General features: G+C 53.8%; 14 protein-coding genes and 1 pseudogene. 5 read left to right on the top strand and 10 right to left on the bottom strand.

Annotated elements, in window-relative coordinates; translation table 11 throughout:
* The first annotated feature begins 346 nt into the window (after positions 1–346).
* A complete protein-coding gene (locus ACLJRU_RS10095; protein ID WP_001538934.1) occupies positions 347–2,236 on the top strand; it encodes a sulfatase-like hydrolase/transferase in 1,890 nt (629 codons plus the stop codon).
* Positions 2,237–2,587: 351 nt separating this feature from the next.
* On the opposite strand, the pseudogene ACLJRU_RS10100 reads toward ACLJRU_RS10095, so the two are convergent.
* Positions 2,588–2,668: pseudogene (locus ACLJRU_RS10100) on the bottom strand (hypothetical protein); the annotation flags it as partial.
* A 121-nt stretch (positions 2,669–2,789) separates the two neighbouring features.
* On the opposite strand from ACLJRU_RS10100, the gene kefF reads away from it, so the two are divergent.
* The 3 genes from kefF to folA all read left to right on the top strand — a co-directional run bounded on the left by kefF (position 2,790) and on the right by folA (position 5,853).
* Positions 2,790–3,320, top strand: a complete 531-nt coding sequence (kefF, locus tag ACLJRU_RS10105; RefSeq protein ID WP_000600710.1) for a glutathione-regulated potassium-efflux system oxidoreductase KefF — start codon at positions 2,790–2,792, stop codon at positions 3,318–3,320.
* Positions 3,313–5,175, top strand: a complete 1,863-nt coding sequence (gene kefC / locus ACLJRU_RS10110) for a glutathione-regulated potassium-efflux system protein KefC (protein WP_023234797.1) — start codon at positions 3,313–3,315, stop codon at positions 5,173–5,175. The genes kefF and kefC overlap by 8 nt, the downstream gene beginning before the upstream one ends.
* Before the next feature lie 198 nt (positions 5,176–5,373).
* Positions 5,374–5,853 carry a type 3 dihydrofolate reductase gene (gene folA / locus ACLJRU_RS10115; RefSeq protein WP_000624379.1) on the top strand — a complete coding sequence of 160 codons (480 nt, stop codon included), beginning with the start codon at positions 5,374–5,376 and terminating at the stop codon, positions 5,851–5,853.
* A 105-nt stretch (positions 5,854–5,958) separates the two neighbouring features.
* On the opposite strand, the gene apaH is transcribed toward folA, so the two are convergent.
* From apaH to lptD, 6 genes are read right to left on the bottom strand one after another with little or no spacing between them, the layout of a single operon-like run.
* Positions 5,959–6,807, bottom strand: a complete 849-nt coding sequence (gene apaH, locus ACLJRU_RS10120; protein ID WP_023234798.1) for a bis(5'-nucleosyl)-tetraphosphatase (symmetrical) ApaH — start codon at positions 6,805–6,807, stop codon at positions 5,959–5,961.
* Between the two features lie 10 nt (positions 6,808–6,817).
* Positions 6,818–7,195, bottom strand: a complete 378-nt coding sequence (gene apaG, locus ACLJRU_RS10125; protein ID WP_000610894.1) for a Co2+/Mg2+ efflux protein ApaG — start codon at positions 7,193–7,195, stop codon at positions 6,818–6,820.
* 2 nt (positions 7,196–7,197) lie between these two features.
* The gene (rsmA, locus tag ACLJRU_RS10130) at positions 7,198–8,019 is read right to left on the bottom strand and encodes a 16S rRNA (adenine(1518)-N(6)/adenine(1519)-N(6))-dimethyltransferase RsmA (protein ID WP_001538941.1); all 822 of its coding nucleotides are present in this window, start codon (positions 8,017–8,019) and stop codon (positions 7,198–7,200) included.
* Positions 8,016–9,005 carry a 4-hydroxythreonine-4-phosphate dehydrogenase PdxA gene (gene pdxA / locus ACLJRU_RS10135; protein WP_000093007.1) on the bottom strand — a complete coding sequence of 330 codons (990 nt, stop codon included), beginning with the start codon at positions 9,003–9,005 and terminating at the stop codon, positions 8,016–8,018. Before pdxA ends, rsmA begins: the two co-directional genes overlap by 4 nt.
* Positions 9,005–10,291, bottom strand: a complete 1,287-nt coding sequence (gene surA, locus ACLJRU_RS10140; RefSeq protein WP_001538944.1) for a peptidylprolyl isomerase SurA — start codon at positions 10,289–10,291, stop codon at positions 9,005–9,007. Before surA ends, pdxA begins: the two co-directional genes overlap by 1 nt.
* Positions 10,292–10,344: 53 nt before the next feature.
* A complete protein-coding gene (gene lptD, locus ACLJRU_RS10145) occupies positions 10,345–12,705 on the bottom strand; it encodes an LPS assembly protein LptD (protein ID WP_023234799.1) in 2,361 nt (786 codons plus the stop codon).
* A 253-nt stretch (positions 12,706–12,958) separates the two neighbouring features.
* Between lptD and djlA the strand changes: the two genes are divergently transcribed.
* Positions 12,959–13,771 (top strand): co-chaperone DjlA, encoded by an 813-nt coding sequence (gene djlA / locus ACLJRU_RS10150; protein WP_001538946.1) that lies wholly within the window; start codon positions 12,959–12,961, stop codon positions 13,769–13,771.
* Positions 13,772–13,865: 94 nt separating this feature from the next.
* Here the strand turns inward: djlA and rluA are convergent, their stop codons facing one another.
* The 3 genes from rluA to polB form a co-directional block, all read right to left on the bottom strand.
* Positions 13,866–14,525, bottom strand: a complete 660-nt coding sequence (gene rluA, locus ACLJRU_RS10155) for a bifunctional tRNA pseudouridine(32) synthase/23S rRNA pseudouridine(746) synthase RluA (RefSeq protein WP_000525198.1) — start codon at positions 14,523–14,525, stop codon at positions 13,866–13,868.
* Positions 14,526–14,536: 11 nt separating this feature from the next.
* A complete protein-coding gene (gene rapA, locus ACLJRU_RS10160; RefSeq protein ID WP_001538948.1) occupies positions 14,537–17,443 on the bottom strand; it encodes an RNA polymerase-associated protein RapA in 2,907 nt (968 codons plus the stop codon).
* Positions 17,444–17,616: 173 nt separating this feature from the next.
* Complete coding sequence (gene polB, locus ACLJRU_RS10165; protein ID WP_011264184.1) at positions 17,617–19,968, bottom strand: DNA polymerase II; 2,352 nt, start codon at positions 19,966–19,968, stop codon at positions 17,617–17,619.
* Between the last annotated feature and the right edge of the window lie 39 nt (positions 19,969–20,007).

The following is a 20,007-nucleotide window of genomic DNA, read 5'->3' on the forward strand; positions in this document are numbered from 1 at the left end:
GCCTGTTACTGATAGTGTTTCTTTCGGAGCGATTTTATTGTAGCGGCATAGGGTAATCACCGTAGTTGAAGGGAAAAGGCACGAACACAGCGCTATTGAGTATGTTTAATAATGTATTTTTTTATGAAGTAATGTCTGCAGTTGTATCTCTAAAATAAAAACAATGAACTTTTCATCTAAATAATTTTTCAGTGAATTATGGTTATTTATTAATATATTTCTAATTTGAAATACAAATCAATTTATAACACATATTCTTACCCGGAAGGCATTGATACATATCCACGCTTCCTCGTACAGTAATAAATGAATATGTGATAAAGTTACTGACTACAGGTATAATAATATGAGTAATAAAAAAAATCTGTCCGCAGAAGAGACGGATCTTACGCGTAGGAAACTGTTAACCAGCGCCGGTATTCTTGCCGCCGGCGGTATGCTATCCGGCGCGGTAAAGGCTGATGAAAAATGCGCCGTCAAGGCGAAACCGGCGTGGGATAAACCGTTTACTGGCGAAATCCCGGAAAAATTGCCAGAAGGATATAATATTCTGTTAGTCGTGACCGACCAGGAGCGTTTTTTTCCTACGTTTCCTTTCCCGGTACCCGGCAGAGAGCGGCTCATGAAAACGGGGGTGACATTCTGTAATCATCAGAATACCAGTAATGTCTGTACGCCTTCCCGCTCCGTATTGTATACCGGCTTACATATGCCCCAGACAAAGATGTTTGATAATCTGGGATTACCCTGGATGCCTTATGACCTTGACCCCGCTCTTGGAACCACAGGCCATATGATGCGGGAACTGGGATACTATACGGCCTATAAAGGTAAGTGGCATCTTACAGAAAAACTGGAGAAGCCTTTGCCTGACGAAAAAGATGAAGATATTGATGTCGGAGATATTCCTGAACCAGAATTACATAAAATTATGGAAAAATATGGTTTTTCTGACTATCACGGCATCGGCGATATTATAGGCCATAGTAAAGGCGGCTATTTTTATGATTCAACCACCACGGCTCAGACTATAAATTGGTTAAGATGCAAGGGGCAGCCCTTGAATGACCAACACAAGCCCTGGTTCCTGGCCGTTAACCTCGTTAATCCTCATGACGTCATGTTTATTGATACCGATAAAGAGGGAGAAAAGGTACAGTGGCGTGGCGAGTTGGATCAGGATGATAATACCCTGGCGCCCACGCAGCCGCCGGAAAACGAGCTTTATCAGGCAAGCTGGCCGAACTATCCGCTGCCGGCAAACAGGCATCAATCATTCAATGAGCAGGGAAGACCGCCGGCGCATCTTGAATACCAGACGGCGCGCGCTGCGCTGGAAGGGCAGTTTCCTGATGAAGATCGTCGTTGGCGTAAACTGCTTGACTACTATTTCAACTGTATCCGCGATTGTGATACTCACCTTGACCGGATATTAAATGAACTTGATGCCCTCAAGTTAACTGATAAAACGATTGTTGTATTTACTGCCGATCATGGCGAATTAGGCGGAAGCCATCAGATGCACGGTAAAGGCGCTTCCGTTTATAAAGAACAGATCCATGTACCGATGATTATTTCCCACCCGGCGTACCCCGGTAATAAGAAATGTCAGGCGTTGACCTGTCATCTTGATATCGCGCCGACATTAGTTGGGCTGACCGGTTTGCCGGAAGAAAAACAGCACCAGGCGTTAGGCAACCGCAAAGGCGTTAATTTTAGCGGATTGCTAAAAAACCCGGAGGGCGTTGCGGTTAATGCGGTGAGAAATGCCAGCTTATATTGCTATGGCATGATCTTGTATACCGATGCCCATTATCTCCACCGCGTTATCGCGCTACAAAGAGATAAACAAAAAACGGTGGCGCAAATCAAGCAGGAAATATCCCATTTGCATCCTGATTTCAGCCATCGTTCAGGGACGCGGATGATTAACGATGGTCGTTATAAGTTTGCGCGTTATTTCTCGCTAAGGGAGCATAATACGCCGGAAACCTGGGAGGATCTTATTAAGTACAACGATCTTGAACTTTACGATCTTAAAAATGATCCCGATGAGAACCATAACCTTGCTGCTGATAAACAGAAATATCAGGATCTCATTCTTACGATGAATGAAAAACTGAATAAAATTATCAAAGACGAAATTGGCGTGGATGACGGCAGTTTTATGCCGGATGCGGCCCGTGAGCCGTGGGATCTTACTATTGAGCAGTTTAACCGCATGGCGAAAGATTAAGAGCCTGGCCCATTAGGCTATTTTATTCGCCATTTTGGGACCGGGCAGTGCTCAAAATCCTCACGTACTACGTGTACGCTCCGGTTTCTGCGCGCTGGTCGGCCCCAAACTGGCTTCAACAATTACGCCTACTGGGCCAGGCTCTAAGTACCTGACCCATTAGGTTAATTTATGCGTCGGCGATCTGGCATCCACCGTGTCTGGAGGTTCAGATGCTGTTGGCGCTGCGCTTATTGGGCCTGTGTCATCATGTAATGGATTGATATTACAGTCATTACAGGCAAATTTAGCGCAGCGCCGCCCGACAAGAAGGCCTTAAACCGATTTGTCAGCGATTTAAGGCTGCTATCATCACCGACCTTTCCACACCGGATCGCGCTTTTCCACAAACGCCTGCGGCCCTTCGAGGGCATCTTCCGGGGGCAGGATGGCGTCAACTCCTTGCTGGCGTTAATTCAATTTTTTCTGATTAGCCGCTCAATAATATTCACTATTAGCCTGGCGAATTTGTCACTACACTTTGTGATAAAAAACAGATCATCACAGGATAATCATGATCCTCATTATTTATGCGCATCCGTATCCGCATCATTCTCATGCGAATAAGCGGATGCTTGAACAGGCAGGGACGCTGGAAAACGTCGAAATACGTTCGCTTTATCACCTCTATCCCGATTTCAATATTGACGTTGCTGCCGAACAGGAGGCGCTGTCGCGCGCGAGTCTTATCGTCTGGCAGCATCCGATGCAGTGGTATAGCGTCCCTCCTTTACTCAAATTATGGATGGATAAAGTCCTCACCCACGGCTGGGCTTACGGTCATGGCGGTACGGCATTGCACGGTAAACATCTGCTGTGGGCGGTAACGACCGGCGGTGGTGAAAACCATTTTACTATCGGTTCACATCCGGGATTTGACGTCCTTTCTCAGCCGCTACAGGCGACGGCGCTCTATTGCGGCCTCAAATGGCTGCCGCCGTTTGCCATGCACTGCACGTTCATTTGCGATGACGACACCTTACAGGCGCAGGCGCGTCAGTATAAACAGCGTTTACTGGCATGGCAGGAGGTGAATCATGGATAGCCATACTCTACTGCAGGCGCTGATCTATCTTGGTTCGGCGGCGCTGATTGTGCCGATTGCGGTACGTTTGGGCTTAGGATCGGTGCTGGGGTATCTGATTGTGGGTTGCATTATCGGCCCCTGGGGGCTACGGCTGGTGACGGACGCCGAATCTATTCTGCATTTTGCGGAAATCGGCGTCGTGCTGATGTTGTTTGTTATTGGGCTTGAGCTGGACCCGCAACGGTTATGGAAGCTGCGCGCCTCGGTATTTGGCGGCGGCGCGTTACAGATGGTGGTCTGCGGCGGACTGATCGGTCTGTTCTGCATGTTTCTTGGCCTGCGTTGGCAGGTGGCGGAACTGATTGGTATGACGCTGGCGCTTTCGTCCACGGCTATCGCCATGCAGGCAATGAATGAGCGTAACCTGACCGTTTCACAAGTAGGGCGTAGCGCATTTGCAGTGCTCTTGTTCCAGGATATCGCGGCGATCCCGCTGGTGGCGATGATTCCGCTGCTGGCCGCCAGCGGCGCATCCACCACGCTTGGCGCGTTTGCGCTATCGGCGTTGAAAGTCGCAGGCGCGTTGGCGCTGGTGGTGTTGCTGGGACGCTACGTTACGCGCCCGGCGCTGCGCTTTGTCGCGCGTTCTGGTTTGCGGGAAGTGTTCAGCGCCGTGGCGCTATTTCTGGTGTTTGGTTTCGGCCTGTTGCTGGAAGAGGTTGGGCTGTCAATGGCGATGGGCGCGTTCCTGGCGGGCGTTCTGCTGGCGAGTTCGGAATACCGTCATGCGCTGGAAAGCGATATTGAACCCTTTAAGGGGTTGCTGCTGGGGCTGTTCTTTATTGGCGTCGGCATGTCGATTGATTTCGGCACGCTGGTGGAGAATCCGCTGCGCATTCTGCTGTTGTTGGCCGGTTTTCTGGCAATCAAAATCGTCATGCTGTGGCTGGTCGCGAGGCCGCTGGGCGTACCGGCAAAACAGCGTCGCTGGTTTGCCGTCTTATTAGGCCAGGGAAGTGAGTTTGCGTTTGTGGTTTTTGGCGCGGCGCAAATGGCGGATGTACTTGAGCCGGAATGGGCAAAAGCGCTGACGCTGGCGGTCGCGCTGTCGATGGCGGCTACGCCGATTTTTCTGGTGCTGCTGACGCGCATGGAGAAGACCGCGACGGGTGAAGCGCGCGAGGCGGATGAAATCGACGAAGAGCAACCGCGGGTTATTGTGGCCGGGTTTGGACGATTTGGTCAGATAGCCGGGCGTTTGCTGCTGTCGAGCGGGGTGAAGATGGTGGTGCTCGATCACGACCCCGATCATATCGAAACGCTGCGTAAATTCGGCATGAAGGTTTTTTATGGCGACGCGACGCGTATGGATTTACTGGAATCTGCCGGAGCGGCGAAGGCGGAGGTATTGATTAACGCCATTGACGATCCGCAAACCAATTTGCAACTGAGTGAACTGGTGAAGTCGCATTTCCCGCATCTGCAGATTATCGCCCGTGCCCGTGATGTCGATCATTATATTCGCCTGCGCCAGGCTGGTGTGGCGATGCCCGAACGTGAAACCTTCGAAGGCGCGCTCAAAAGCGGACGACAGGCGCTGGAAGCGCTGGGGCTGGGACGTTATGAAGCCCGCGAGCGCGCGGATCTGTTCCGTCATTTTAATACCCGGATGGTGGAAGAGATGGCGAAAGGGGAAAACGATCCGTTATCTCGCGCCGCCGCCTATAAACGTACCAGCGCGATGTTGAGCGAAATTATTACCGAGGACCGGGAGCATCTGTCGTTGATTCAGCGCCACGGCTGGCAGGGAACGGCTGAGGGCAAACATTCCGGGGAGGCCGCTGATGAACCCGAGGTCAAACCGTCAATCTAAAGTAAAAAATGTGATGTTCTGCAAACTTTACTGCTAATTGGCTGTTTTTGAACTACTGTAATGCTGGCGCTCCACATCAAATGAGTGGCGTCGCCAGCAGAACGAAAAATTTTCGTGCTCATCCTCTTTTCGTCAGTCGACGAAAGATTGCGCTTTACGTATAGTGGCGGCAATTTTTTTTGTATCAGGAAATAATTAATGATCAGTCTGATTGCGGCGTTAGCGGTGGATCGCGTCATCGGTATGGAAAACGCCATGCCGTGGAACCTGCCTGCCGATCTCGCCTGGTTTAAACGTAACACGTTAAATAAACCTGTCGTCATGGGACGTCACACCTGGGAGTCCATCGGACGCCCCTTACCGGGACGTAAAAATATTGTTATCAGCAGCCAGCCGGGCACCGACGATCGCGTGCAGTGGGTGAAGTCTGTCGATGAGGCGATTGCCGCTTGCGGCGATGCGCCGGAAATTATGGTCATTGGCGGCGGGCGCGTGTACGAGCAGTTCCTGCCAAAGGCGCAGAAGCTTTATCTGACGCATATTGATGCGGAAGTCGAAGGCGATACCCATTTTCCGGATTATGAACCGGATGACTGGGAATCGGTATTCAGTGAGTTTCACGATGCCGACGCGCAGAATTCTCACAGCTATTGTTTCGAGATTCTGGAACGTCGTTAACGCTGTAGTGCCGGATGGCGGCGAAACGCCTTATCCGGCCTACTCTTGAGCCAGATGTAGCCGGATGTAGGCCTGATAAGCGTAGCGCCATCAGGCATAAATCTATCAGGCGTTGACCGCTTCGCCTTCGCCCATATCCATCTGGCGGTTTGACGGCTGCACAAAATACTGTTTATCTTCCCAGCGTAAACAGGTCAACTCCCCGCCCCAGCAGCAACCGGTATCCAGCGCGTAAATACCTTCCGGCGTCCCTTTCCCTTCCAGCGACGCCCAGTGCCCGAACGCAATACTGTAAGCCTCGCTCACCGGCCCCGGAATGGCGAACCACGGCTTCAGCGGCGCAGGGGCATTTTCCGGCGACGCTTTGCTGTACATATCCAGTTGACCGTTAGGAAAGCAGTAACGCATACGGGTAAAGGCATTAGTAATAAAGCGTAGCCGCGCCAGACCGCTTAACTCCGGCGACCAGTTATTCGGCATATCGCCATACATCGCGTCGAGGAAAAACGGATACGAGTCGCTCGACAGCACCGCTTCAACATCGCGGGCGCACTCTTTTGCCGTCTGCAAATCCCACTGCGGGGTAATACCCGCATGCGCCATGATCAGCTTTTTCTCTTCATCTACCTGCAACAGCGGCTGACGGCGTAACCAATTCAACAGCTCATCGGCGTCCGGCGCTTCAAGAAGCGGGGTCAGCCGGTCTTTAGGTTTGTTGCGGCTAATCCCGGCGAATACGGCCAACAGGTGTAAATCGTGATTCCCCAGCACCAAACGCACGCTATTGCCAAGTGATTTGACGTAGCGTAACACGTCCAGCGAACCGGGACCGCGGGCGACCAAATCGCCAGTCAGCCATAGAGTGTCTGTATCTGGCGTAAATTCCACTTGCTGTAATAAGGCGATCAGTTCGTCGTAGCAACCGTGAACGTCGCCGATGAGATAAGTTGCCATTGTTATAATTTTAGTGAATGAGTGTAGGGACGGCGAGTCGAAACACGGGAATGTCGATGGTAAAGGCGTCGCCATTTTCATCGATCATTTCGTAATGACCCTGCATGGTGCCCAGCGGCGTTTCAATTACCGCGCCGCTGGTGTACTGATACTCTTCGCCAGGCGCAATGCGCGGCTGGACGCCAACCACACCTTCGCCCTGGACTTCGGTTTCACGGCCATGACCATTGGTAATCAGCCAGTAGCGGCCCAATAGCTGCACTGGCGCCCGGCCCAGATTGCGGATGGTTACGGTATAGGCAAAAACGTAACGTTCATCGTCAGGTGAGGATTGCGCCTCAATGTAGACGCTTTGCACCTGAATACACACTCTGGGCGAATTGATCATGTTTAACTCTCCTTCAAAGGCGCGTTTTCCGACAGATAGTTGGCCATCTGGCAGTACTGCGCGACAGAGATATTTTCCGCGCGCATTGCCGGGTCAATACCCATTTCCGTCAACGTCTCAACGCTAAAAAGATTACCGAGACTATTACGGATCGTTTTACGGCGCTGGTTAAAGGCCTCGGTGGTAATACGGCTCAACACGCGAATATCTTTAACCGGGTAAGGCATCGTTGCGTGTGGAACCAGACGCACCACGGCGGAGTCCACTTTGGGCGGCGGCGTGAAGGCGGATGGCGGCACTTCAAGCACCGGGATCACCTGACAGTAATATTGCGCCATCACGCTTAAACGACCATACGCTTTGCTGTTCGGCCCTGCAACCAGACGATTTACCACTTCTTTTTGCAACATAAAGTGCATGTCGGCAATGGCATCAGTATAGCTAAAGAGATGGAACATCAGCGGGGTGGAGATATTATAGGGCAGATTGCCGAACACACGCAGCGGTTGGCCCAACTGCGCAGACAGTTCGCCAAAGTTCATGGTCATGGCGTCCTGCTGATAAATAGTCAGCTTCGACCCTAAAAACGGATGGGTTTGCAAACGCGCCGCCAGATCGCGGTCAAGTTCAATGACCGTGAGCTTATCCAGTCGTTCGCCGACCGGCTCCGTCAGCGCCGCCAGACCGGGGCCGATTTCAACCATCGCCTGGCCTTTTTGCGGATTAATAGCAGAAACAATACTGTCGATCACAAACCGATCGTTGAGAAAGTTTTGCCCGAAGCGTTTACGGGCTAAATGGCCCTGATGGACTCGATTATTCATTGGGTATTAACAATCATTTTGATGGCGAGATTAAGCGCCGTAATAAAACTGCCGACATCCGCTTTTCCACGGCCCGCCAGTTCAAGCGCGGTGCCGTGGTCAACGGAGGTTCGAATAAAAGGTAGGCCGAGCGTAATATTCACTCCCCGACCGAATCCCTGGTATTTTAGCACGGGCAGGCCCTGATCGTGGTACATTGCCAGCACCGCGTCGGCATTATCGAGATATTTGGGCTGAAACAGCGTATCAGCAGGTAGCGGCCCGTTGAGGTTCATTCCCTGCGCCCGCAGCTCGTCGAGCACCGGAATGATGGTGTCTATCTCTTCCGTGCCCATATGACCGCCTTCGCCCGCGTGCGGATTCAGGCCACAGACAAGAATGCGCGGTTCGGCAATACCAAATTTGGTCCGCAAATCGTGATGCAAAATAGCAATCACTTCGTGCAAAAGCGCAGGGGTGATGGCGTCTGCAATCGCCCGTAGCGGCAGATGCGTGGTCGCCAGCGCCACGCGAAGTTCTTCGGTTGCCAGCATCATCACGACTTTTTTCGCCTGCGAACGCTCTTCGAAAAACTCGGTATGACCGGTAAACGAAATGCCTGCGTCGTTAATAACGCCTTTGTGCACGGGGCCTGTGATCAGCGCGGCAAATTCACCGTTCAGACAGCCATCACACGCTCGCGCCAGCGTCTCGACCACATAGGGGCCATTTTCTACCGTCAACTGACCGGGGATGGCAGGCGCGCGCAGCGAGACCGGCAATAGAGTCAACGTTCCCGCGGGCTGCGGCGCAGCGGGGACATCAGGCGAGTAAGGGAGAAGCGAGAGGGGCAGGCCGAGCATGGCGGCCCGCTCCGTCAGGAGCGCGCCGTCCGCACAGACGACCAGTTCAATCGGCCACGCGCGTTGCGCCAGTTGGACAACAAGATCGGGGCCAATCCCGGCGGGTTCGCCGGGAGTGATAACAACGCGTTGCGCACTGCTCATTAGTTACTCAAAATCTTAACGTAAGCGCTGGCGCGCTGTTCTTGCATCCAGGTCGCCGCTTCTTCTGAGAATTTACGGTTCATCAGCATACGATAAGCGCGATCTTTCTGCGCCGCATCGGTTTTGTCTACCTTACGCGTATCCAGCAATTCGATCAGATGCCAGCCGAAAGAGGAGTGTACCGGCGCGCTTATTTGGCCTTTATGCAGCTTCGTTAGCGCGTCGCGGAACGCCGGGTCGAAAATATCTGGCGTAGCCCAACCCAAATCACCGCCCTGGTTAGCGGAGCCCGGGTCCTGAGAGTACTCTTTCGCCGCAGCGGCAAATGTGGTTTTACCACTCTTAATGTCAGCCGCGATTTCTTCCAGCTTCAGGCGCGCCTGCTGATCGTTCATGATCGGCGACGGCTTAAGCAGAATGTGACGAGCGTGAACTTCGGTCACGGAGATACTCTGGCTCTGACCGCGCAGGTCGTTTACTTTCAGAATGTGGAAGCCGACGCCGGAGCGAATCGGGCCGACAATGTCGCCTTTCTTCGCGGTGCTCAGCGCCTGGGCGAAAATCCCCGGCAGCTCCTGGATACGGCCCCAGCCCATCTGACCGCCTTTTAGCGCCTGCTGGTCGGCAGAGTAGGTAATCGCCAGTTTGCCGAAATCTGCGCCGTTACGCGCTTCTTCAACAATGCTTTCCGCCTGGCGCTGCGCGTCGTTAACCTGCTCGGAGGTTGGGTTTTCCGGCAGAGCAATCAGGATATGTCTCAGGTTCAGCTCGGTGCTGGCGTCGTTTTGGGTGCCAATCTGTTTTGCCAGCGCGTCAACTTCTTGCGGCAAAACGGTGATACGGCGACGAACCTCGTTGTTGCGCACTTCAGAGATAATCATCTCTTTACGAATCTGGTTACGGTAGGTTGAATAGTTCAGCCCATCGTAAGCCAGACGGCTGCGCATCTGATCCATCGTCATATTGTTTTGTTTGGCGATGTTGGCGATGGCCTGATCCAACTGCTCATCCGTGATCTTCACCCCCATCTTCTGACCCATCTGCAGGATAATTTGATCCATAATCAAACGTTCCAGGATCTGGTGACGCAGCGTGGCGTCGTCCGGAAGCTGCTGACCTGCCTGACCCGCGTTGAGTTTGACTGATTGCATTAAGCCATCAACGTCGCTTTCCAGCACGACGCCATTATTGACGACGGCTGCGACTTTATCGACTACCTGGGGGGCAGCGAAACTGGTATTCGCGATCATGGCGATACCGAGAAGCAGCGTTTTCCAGTTCTTCATACTTTTTCCATTTCAATTAACCGCAATGCGGATTACGTTGTAAATCAATCAGATTACATAGAGCTTTGGTACGGCAGAATGTTCGAACGCAACATTTCTTGCGTGCCGAGGCCGTAGTTAGAGCTCAAACCGCGCAGCTCAATGTTGAAGCCAATCGCGTTATCATAAATCGCGTGTTGTTTATCGTTATCCCAACCGTTCAGCTTACGTTCGTATCCGACGCGGATCGCATAGCAGCAAGAGTTGTACTGCAAGCCGAGCATCTGGTCTGCAGGTTTGCTCGAATTGGTATCGAAGTAGTACGCGCCGACAATCGACCAGCGATCGGCAATCAGCCAACTTGCCACCGCGCCCACCTGGTTGATGCCGTTTTTATACTGCTCTGCCGTGGAATAATACGAAGGCAACGTAGCCTGAATATATTCCGGGCTGGCATAGCGGTAGTTCAACTGTACCAGACGATCCTGATCCCGACGGTATTCGAGGCTGCTGCTGCTGGTAGCGACGCTATCCAGACGGGTATCGTACTGCACTCCGCTACGCAGCCCCCAGCGTTCTGAAATACGCCAGTAAGTGTCGCCTGCCCAAACCAGCGAACCGGTTTTGTCGTCATTCTCCCATTTAATGTTGTCATCGCCGGTGCGAGACTCCGTGAAATAGTAGATTTGACCAACAGAAACGTTAAAACGTTCAACGGCGGCATCATCATAAATGCGTGTTGTGACGCCGGTCGTGACCTGGTTGGCGGAAGCAATACGGTCGAGACCGCCATAAGTGCGGTCGCGGAACAGGCCGTTATAGTCGGATTGCAGCAAAGAAGAATCGTAGTTATAGATGCCGCTCTGGTCGCGGTACGGCACATACAGGTACTGCACGCGTGGTTCCAGCGTCTGGGTATACCCCGGCGCCAGCATCGCCATATCGCGTTCGAAGATGAGCTTACCGTCGACTTTAAACTGCGGCATGACGCGGTTAACCGAATCTTCCAGCTTATTTTTATTGTTTGGATCGCTGTTATAGCTGTCCAGATTCGTTTGCTGATAGTGCGTCGCCATCAGCTTCGCTTCGGTGTTCAGGCTGCCCCAGCGGTTGGAGAGCGGCAAATTGATGGTTGGCTCCAGGTGGACGCGGGTTGCTTCCGGCATATTGTCTTTGGTGTTAACAAAGTGCACCGCCTGGCCGTAAATCCGGGTATCAAACGGCCCGAGATCGTTATGGTAGTAGTTAACGTCTAACTGCGGCTCCGCAGAGTAGCTGCTGGTGTTTTGATCGTTAAAGACCTGGAATTGTTTGGTCGACACCGTAGCGTCAAAGTTTTGTACGGCGTAGCCGACGCTGAATTTCTGCGTTGCGTAACCGTCGGTACTGGAACCGTACTTACTGTCGAAATCGTTAAAGTAGCTGGAGTCGCTGACTTTGGTGTAATCGACGTTAAAACGCCACACCTGATCCATCACGCCTGAGTGCTGCCAGTAGAATAACCAGCGGTGCTTATCGCCCTCTTTGGGATGATCGTCCTCGTAGACTTTATCAGAAGGCAGATAATCTAATTCCATCAACCCGGCGCCTGCCTGCGTGAGATAACGGAATTCGTTCTCCCACATAATATTGCCGCGGCGGTGCATATAGTGCGGGGTGATGGTGGCGTCCATATTGGGCGCGATGTTCCAGTAATACGGTAAGTAGAACTCGAAATAGTTCTTGGTCGTGTATTTCGCGTTCGGGATCAGGAAACCTGAGCGACGTTTGTCACCGACGGGTAGCTGTAAATAGGGGCTATAAAAGATCGGAACCGGACCTACTTTAAACCGGGCGTTCCAGATCTCCGCAACCTGTTCTTCGCGGTCATGGATGACTTCACTCCCCACCACGCTCCAGGTATCGGAGCCAAGCAGACAGGAGGTAAAGCTGCCGTTTTCCAGAATGGTATAGCGGTTTTCGCCGCGCTGCTTCATGAGATCGGCTTTACCGCGCCCCTGACGGCCCACCATCTGGTAATCGCCTTCCCAGACGTTCGTGTCTTTGGTGTTCAGGTTCGCCCAGCCCTTCGGCCCTTTAAGGATGACCTGATTGTCATCATAATGCACATTACCCAGCGCATCGACGGTGCGTACAGGTTCCGGCTGACCTTCCGCCTGCTTCTGATGAAGCTGCACTTCATCCGCTTGCAGGCGGCTATTCCCCTGCATAATGTCCACGTTGCCGGTAAAAACGGCATCGTCCGGGTAGTTACCTTTAGCGTTATCGGCATTGATAGTAACCGGCAGATCGTTGGTATCGCCTTTTACCAGAGGACGATCGTAGCTCGGCACGCCCAACATACACTGTGAGGCGAGATCGGCTGCCAGCCCCTGATGACTATAAAGGGCGCTGGCGATCATGGTGGCCAGAAGAGTGGGAATACGTTTTTTCATACGTTGTATTTATTGTTCCATCATCGGTAGCGTTGCGCGTGACAAACGGTCACAGCCTAACTTACTCATCTTCGCTGCGCCAGTGTTAATCCTGCCGTTTAGCGTCTGTGGTGTTAGGCACGGCATTGAATGACAGGTATGATAATGCAAATTATAGGCGATGTCCCACAATTGACCGTAGCCTTCATTCGCAGAAAAGCACCTTATTTTGTGGGAGATAGCCTCACCGATAGCGTAACGTTTTGGGGAGTCTATGCAGTACTGGGGAAAGATAATTGGCGTCGCCGTAGCCCTGATGACGGGCGGCGGCTTTTGGGGCGTGGTCCTGGGTCTGCTGGTGGGCCATATGTTCGACAAAGCCCGCAGCCGAAAAATGGCGTGGTTTGCCAACCAGCGGGAACGGCAGGCGCTGTTTTTTGCCACCACCTTTGAGGTGATGGGCCACTTAACCAAATCAAAAGGACGGGTGACGGAAGCGGATATTCATATCGCCAGTCAGTTGATGGATCGTATGAATTTACACGGCGATTCACGTACTGCCGCGCAGAACGCCTTTCGGGTCGGAAAAGCGGATAATTACCCATTACGTGAAAAGATGCGGCAGTTTCGTAGCGTCTGCTTCGGGCGTTTTGATCTGATCCGGATGTTTCTGGAAATTCAGATCCAGGCGGCGTTTGCCGATGGCTCTCTGCATCCTAATGAGCGGGAAGTGCTGTACGTGATTGCGGAAGAGTTAGGTATTTCCCGCGTACAGTTCGATCAGTTTCTGCGCATGATGCAGGGCGGCGCGCAGTTTGGCGGCGGTTATCATCAACAGTCCGGCGGCGGCTGGCAGCAGGCGCAGCGCGGCCCGACGCTGGAAGATGCCTGTAATGTGCTGGGGGTTAAAACCACCGATGATGCAACCACCATTAAACGCGCTTATCGCAAACTGATGAGCGAGCATCATCCGGACAAACTGGTCGCGAAAGGTTTACCGCCGGAAATGATGGAAATGGCGAAGCAAAAAGCGCAGGAAATTCAGAAAGCGTATGAGCTAATCAAAGAACAGAAAGGCTTCAAGTGATTGAATTGCCGGATGCGGCTAGCGCCTTATCCGGCCTACGTTAATGAATGTAGGCCGGGCAAGCGAAGCGCCCCGGCATAAATTGGCTCTGAATTTAAAAATCTGCCGGGACTTTAAACGTCATGCTGGTGCCGTAAGCGGGATGGGTAATGGTCAGCATTTCGGCGTGTAACTGCAAACGCGGCGCCAGCGACAACGCTTCCGGCGAGGCGTAAAACCGATCGCCTAAAATCGGGTGGCCTAACGCCAGCATATGCACACGAAGCTGATGCGAACGCCCGGTGATCGGCTTGAGCACCACGCGGGCGGTATTATCCGCCGCAAACTCCACCACGTTATATTCCGTTTGCGCCGGTTTGCCGGTTTCATAACACACTTTCTGCTTTGGCCGGTTCGGCCAGTCGCAGATGAGCGGTAAGTCAACCAGCCCTTCCGCCGGGGAGGGATGACCCCATACGCGCGCTACATACTGCTTTTTCGGCTCACGTTCGCGGAACTGGCGTTTTAGCTCCCGCTCCGCGGCTTTGGTCAGTGCCACTACAATCACGCCGCTGGTGGCCATATCCAGACGATGCACCGATTCTGCCTGCGGGTAGTCGCGCTGGATACGCGTCATAATGCTGTCTTTGTGCGCTTCCAGACGCCCCGGCACGGACAACAGGCCGCTGGGCTTATTGACCACCATAATGTGCTCATCCTGATACAGGATAACCAGCCAGGGTTCCTGCGGCGGATTGTAGTTTTCCATCCCCATGTACGGCTCCGTTATTGGTGCGTGACGACGATAAGACGCAGCGCGTCCAGACGCCAGCCTGCCTGATTCAGGCTTTCCAGCACCTGCTGACGGTTGCTGTCGATAGCGGCAAGTTCGTCGTCGCGAATGTTCGGGTTGACGGCGCGCAGCGCTTCCAGACGCGACAGTTCCCCGGACAGTTTTTCATCCGCCTCGCGACGCGCGTTATCAATCAGCGCTCTGGCGGACTTTTCAATCTGCGTCTCGCCCAGTTGCAAAATGGCGTGGACGTCCTGTTGCACGGCGTTAACCAGTTTGCTGCCGGTGTGGCGATTCACGGCGCTGAGCTGACGGTTGAAGGTTTCAAACTCGACCTGGGCGGCCAGATTGTTGCCGTTTTTATCTAACAGCATACGTACCGGCGTCGGCGGCAGGAAGCGGTTCAGTTGTAGCTGTTTCGGCGCCTGCGCTTCCACGACGTAAACCAGTTCGACCAGCAGCGTGCCGACGGGCAGCGCTTTATTTTTCAACAGCGAAATGGTGCTGCTGCCGGTGTCGCCGGAGAGGATCAGATCCAGTCCGTTACGGATGAGCGGATGTTCCCAGGTAATAAACTGCGCATCTTCGCGAGACAGGGCTACGTCACGTTCAAACGTGATAGTACAGCCGTCTTCCGGCAGGCCGGGGAAATCCGGCACCAACATGTGGTCGGACGGCGTCAGCACGATCAGGTTGTCGCCGCGATCGTCCTGGTTAATGCCGACGATATCGAACAGGTTCATGGCGAACGCGATCAGGTTGGTGTCGTCGTCCTGTTCTTCAATGCTTTGTGCAAGCTGTTGGGCTTTTTCACCACCGTTGGAGTGGATCTCCAGCAGGCGGTCGCGGCCCTGTTCTAACTGGGCTTTTAGCGCTTCATGTTGCTCGCGGCAGGATTTGATCAGATCGTCAAACCCGTCGGTTTCTTCAGGCGCGGCCAGATAGTTAATCAGACTGGCGTAGGCTGAATCATAAATCGCGCGACCGGTCGGGCAGGTGTGCTCAAAGGCGTCCAGCCCTTCGTGATACCAGCGAACCAGCACCGACTGGGCGGTTTTTTCCAGGTACGGGACGTGGATCTGGATATCATGCGCCTGGCCGATACGATCCAGACGACCAATACGCTGTTCCAGCAGATCCGGGTTAAACGGCAAGTCGAACATCACCAGATTGCTGGCAAACTGGAAGTTACGTCCTTCGGAGCCGATTTCGGAACATAACAGCACCTGCGCGCCGGTATCTTCTTCGGCGAACCAGGCGGCGGCGCGGTCGCGTTCGATAATCGACATGCCCTCATGGAACACGGCGGCGCGGATGCCTTCGCGTTCGCGCAGCACCTGCTCCAGCTGTAACGCGGTGGTCGCCTTAGCGCAGATCACCAGCACTTTTTGCGAACGATGGCTGGTCAGATAGCCCATCAGCCACTCAACGCGTGGGTCGAAGTTCCACCAGGTGCCGGTATCGCCTTCGAACTCCTGATAAATTTGTTCCGGATAGAGCATATCGCGGGCGCGATCTTCCGCGCTTTTACGCGCGCCCATAATGCCGGAGACCTTAATGGCGGTCTGATACTGGGTCGGCAGCGGCAGTTTTACCGTATGCAGTTCACGTTTCGGGAACCCCTTGACGCCGTTACGGGTGTTGCGGAACAGAACGCGGCTGGTGCCGTGGCGATCCATCAGCATCGATACCAGCTCATCACGGGCGGCCTGCGCATCGTCGCGATCGCTATTAGCGGCCTGCAACAGCGGTTCAATATCCTGTTCGCCGATCAGATCGCCCAGCCTGTTCAGTTCGTCGTTGCTGAGTTTATTGCCCGCCAGCAGCATGGCCACCGCATCGGCGACAGGACGGTAGTTTTTCTGTTCTTCGACAAACTGTTCGAAATCGTGGAAACGGTTCGGATCGAGCAGGCGCAGACGGGCGAAATGGCTTTCCATCCCCAGCTGTTCTGGCGTGGCGGTCAGCAGCAGCACGCCCGGCACGCGTTCAGCTAACTGTTCGATGGCCATATATTCACGGCTCGGCGCATCGGTACTCCACACCAGATGATGCGCTTCGTCGACCACCAGTAAATCCCACTCGGCGTCGCACAAATGTTCCAGACGCTGCTTATTACGGCGGGCGAAATCCAGCGAACAGATCACCAGTTGTTCGGTTTCAAACGGGTTATACGCGTCGTGCTGCGCTTCGGTATAGCGTTCGTCATCGAACAGCGCGAAGCGCAGGTTGAAACGGCGCAGCATTTCTACCAGCCACTGGTGTTGCAGGGTTTCCGGAACGATGATCAATACGCGTTCCGCCGCGCCGGATAATAACTGTTGATGCAGAATCATCCCGGCTTCAATGGTTTTACCTAAGCCCACTTCATCCGCCAGCAGTACGCGCGGCGCGTGGCGACGACCCACATCATGAGCGATATTAAGCTGATGCGGGATCAGGTTGGTCCGCTGACCGCGCAGGCCGCTGTATGGCATCCGGTACTGCTCGCTCTGAAATTTACGGGCGCGATAGCGCAGCGCGAACCGATCCATTCGATCGATTTGACCGGCGAACAGACGATCCTGGGGCTTACTGAAAACCAACTTGCTGTCGAGCAGAACCTCGCGCAACGTCACATTGGTCTCTTCGGTATCCAGGCGGGTGCCGACATAAACAAGCAGGCCATTTTCTTCTTTTACTTCATCGATATGTAGCTGCCAGCCTTCATGGCTTGTAATCGTATCGCCAGGGTTGAACATGACGCGGGTCACGGGAGAATCACTGCGCGCATACAGGCGGTTTTCCCCCGTGGACGGGAAAAGTAAGGTGACGGTTCGCGCATCCATCGCAACAATGGTTCCAAGTCCCAGCTCGCTTTCTGTATCGCTGATCCAGCGTTGACCAAGTGTAAAAGGCATATGTGTTCGGCTCTATATCTTTAATTGCAGGCATTACTCGCCATTCCCAGGCGACAGCACTGGATAATTGCGAGTATACGACCCCGCTACCAGGCTAATGTGGTAGTGGCGTTAATTAGGTCCAGGAATGGAAAGGGCGCTATGGTACTGGAAGGCGGCGCTTTCGTCACGCGTCAAAATAACCCCAGTTGCCCGGTCAGTAGTGTAGCAAAATTATCTTCAACGAAGGGAAGAATTCCTTCCGCCACGGGTTGTAGCTGGCGGGTAAGATAGTGTTCGTAATCCAGCGGCGACTGCTGGTAATCCACGGGCTCGGGGCCGTTAACAGTCCAGACATATTTTATGGCGCCGCGATTCTGATACTGCGCCGGACGACCCTGCTTCAGGTTTTGTTCATCCGCCAGCCGGGCGGCGCGAACGTGCGGCGGAACGTTACGTTGGTACTCATGTAAAGGGCGACGCAGACGCTTACGATAAACCAGCTGTGCGTCCAGTTCGCCCGCCATCAGTTTATCGATAGTCTCGCGCACATAGTCTTGATAAGGTTCATTGCGAAAAACACGCAGATACAGCTCCTGTTGAAAGCGCTGCGCCAGCGGCGTCCAGTCGGTCCGCACCGTTTCCAGACCTTTAAATACCATGCGGTGGCTGTCGCCTTCCTGAATCAGGCCCGCGTAGCGTTTTTTACTGCCAGTATCCGCGCCGCGGATGGTCGGCATCAGAAAACGGCAAAAGTGGGTTTCAAACTCCAGCTCCAGCGCGCTGGTCAAATTTTGCTGTTGTAACGTCTGCGCCCACCATTCGTTCACGTGACGCACCAGCCTGTGCCCGATTTCCGCCGCGTCGGCTTCTGAATGCGCACGCCGGAGCCAGACGAAAGTGGAATCGGTATCGCCATAAATCACGTCATAACCCTGCGCCTCAATCAGCGCTTTGGTCTGGCGCATAATCGCATGACCGCGCATGGTGATTGACGACGCCAGACGGGGATCGAAAAAGCGACAGGCCGTGGTGCCGAGTACGCCATAAAAGGCGTTCATAATGATTTTAAGCGCCTGCGAGGGCGGTTTATTACCCTGACGTTTGGCTTCATCGCGCCCGTGCCAGATTTGGCTAACAATTTCCGGCAGGCAGTGCTTTTCTCGTGAAAACCAGGCGTCAAGGAAACCTTCGGTACTGTGTTCCGGATCCGGCTGCGCCATGCCTTCGACCAGCCCGACGGGATCAATCAAAAACGTGCGGATAATCGACGGGTACAGGCTTTTATAATCCAGCACCAGTACTGAATCGTATAATCCGGGTTGTGAATCCATTACGTAGCCGCCGGGACTTGCCAGCGGCGGCACTTCGCCGAGATTGGGCGCGACATAGCCGGCGCGGTGCATTCGCGGAAAGTAAAGATGCCCGAATGCGGCGACCGAACCGCCGTGGCGATCGACCGGCAGGCCGTTGATCGTCGCGCGTTCCAGCAAAAACGGCATGATCTCGGTTTTATGGAAAATGCGCGTGACCAGCTCGCAGTCTTTCAGGTTGTAGGTGGCGAGGGCGGGTTTATCCTGGGCAAAGCGGCGATCGATCTCATCCATACGATCCCAGGGGTTATCAATGGATTTTCCTTCGCCGAGCAGTTCCTGCGAGACGGCTTCCAGCGAAAAAGACGAAAAATTCCAGAACGCGGATTTAAGCGCGTCGATACCATCGATAATGACTCGCCCTCTGGCCTGGGCGAAAAAAACGCCGTTTTTGAAGCCATGTTCGCGCCACTCCAGTTCGCTATTGTCTCGCCCCAGCCGTAAAGGGATACGGTAGCGTTCGGCATGTTTTTGCAGCATACGCAGGTCGAACTGCACCACGTTCCAGCCGATGATGACGTCGGGAGCATGCTCGGCAAACCAGGCGTTGAGTTTTTCCAGCAACTGCGGGCGGCTGGCGACATACACAAGCTCGAAGTCCAGTTGGCGGTCATCGCCGTTCGCCGGGCCCAGCATATAAACGGTACGCTGGCCGCAGCCTTCCAGACCAATGCAATACAGTTCGCCGTGTCGCGTGGTTTCGATATCCAGCGAGACCCATTTTAGCGGCGGTCGATAGTCGGGGTGGGGTTTAAGACGCGCATTGCGGATAACGCCGTTGCGCATCTCGCCGTCTACCCAAACGGGCGACGTAATAAAACGCTCCATCAGGTAACGTTCCGGCGGGCGTACATCCGCTTCATAAACGGTGACGCCGTTTTCGCGCAGCAGTTTCTCCATCCGCATAAGCTGGCGGTGAGTACGGCAATACAGACCGGATACCGGCTGACGATGAAAGTCTCGCAGCTGGAGCGGCGTCAGGCGATAGTCTTTTTCCGCCTGTAGCAGCGAGGCGGCGCGGGAGGTCTGGCTGGTCGGAATAAACGCCACGGACTCTTGCGGTGCCAGCGTCGCCTGCACAGGGCCGTTGTCTGTCGCCAGCCAGAAAGAGACCTCCGTCCCTTGCGGCGTATCCCGCCAGTGCCGGGTTAAAATGAAACCTGCCTGCGCCACGATGATTACCTGTCTAAAAAATTCACGCTAATTATAACC

This window comes from Salmonella sp. SAL00653 (assembly GCF_046552515.1).
Classification (GTDB): domain Bacteria; phylum Pseudomonadota; class Gammaproteobacteria; order Enterobacterales; family Enterobacteriaceae; genus Salmonella; species Salmonella enterica.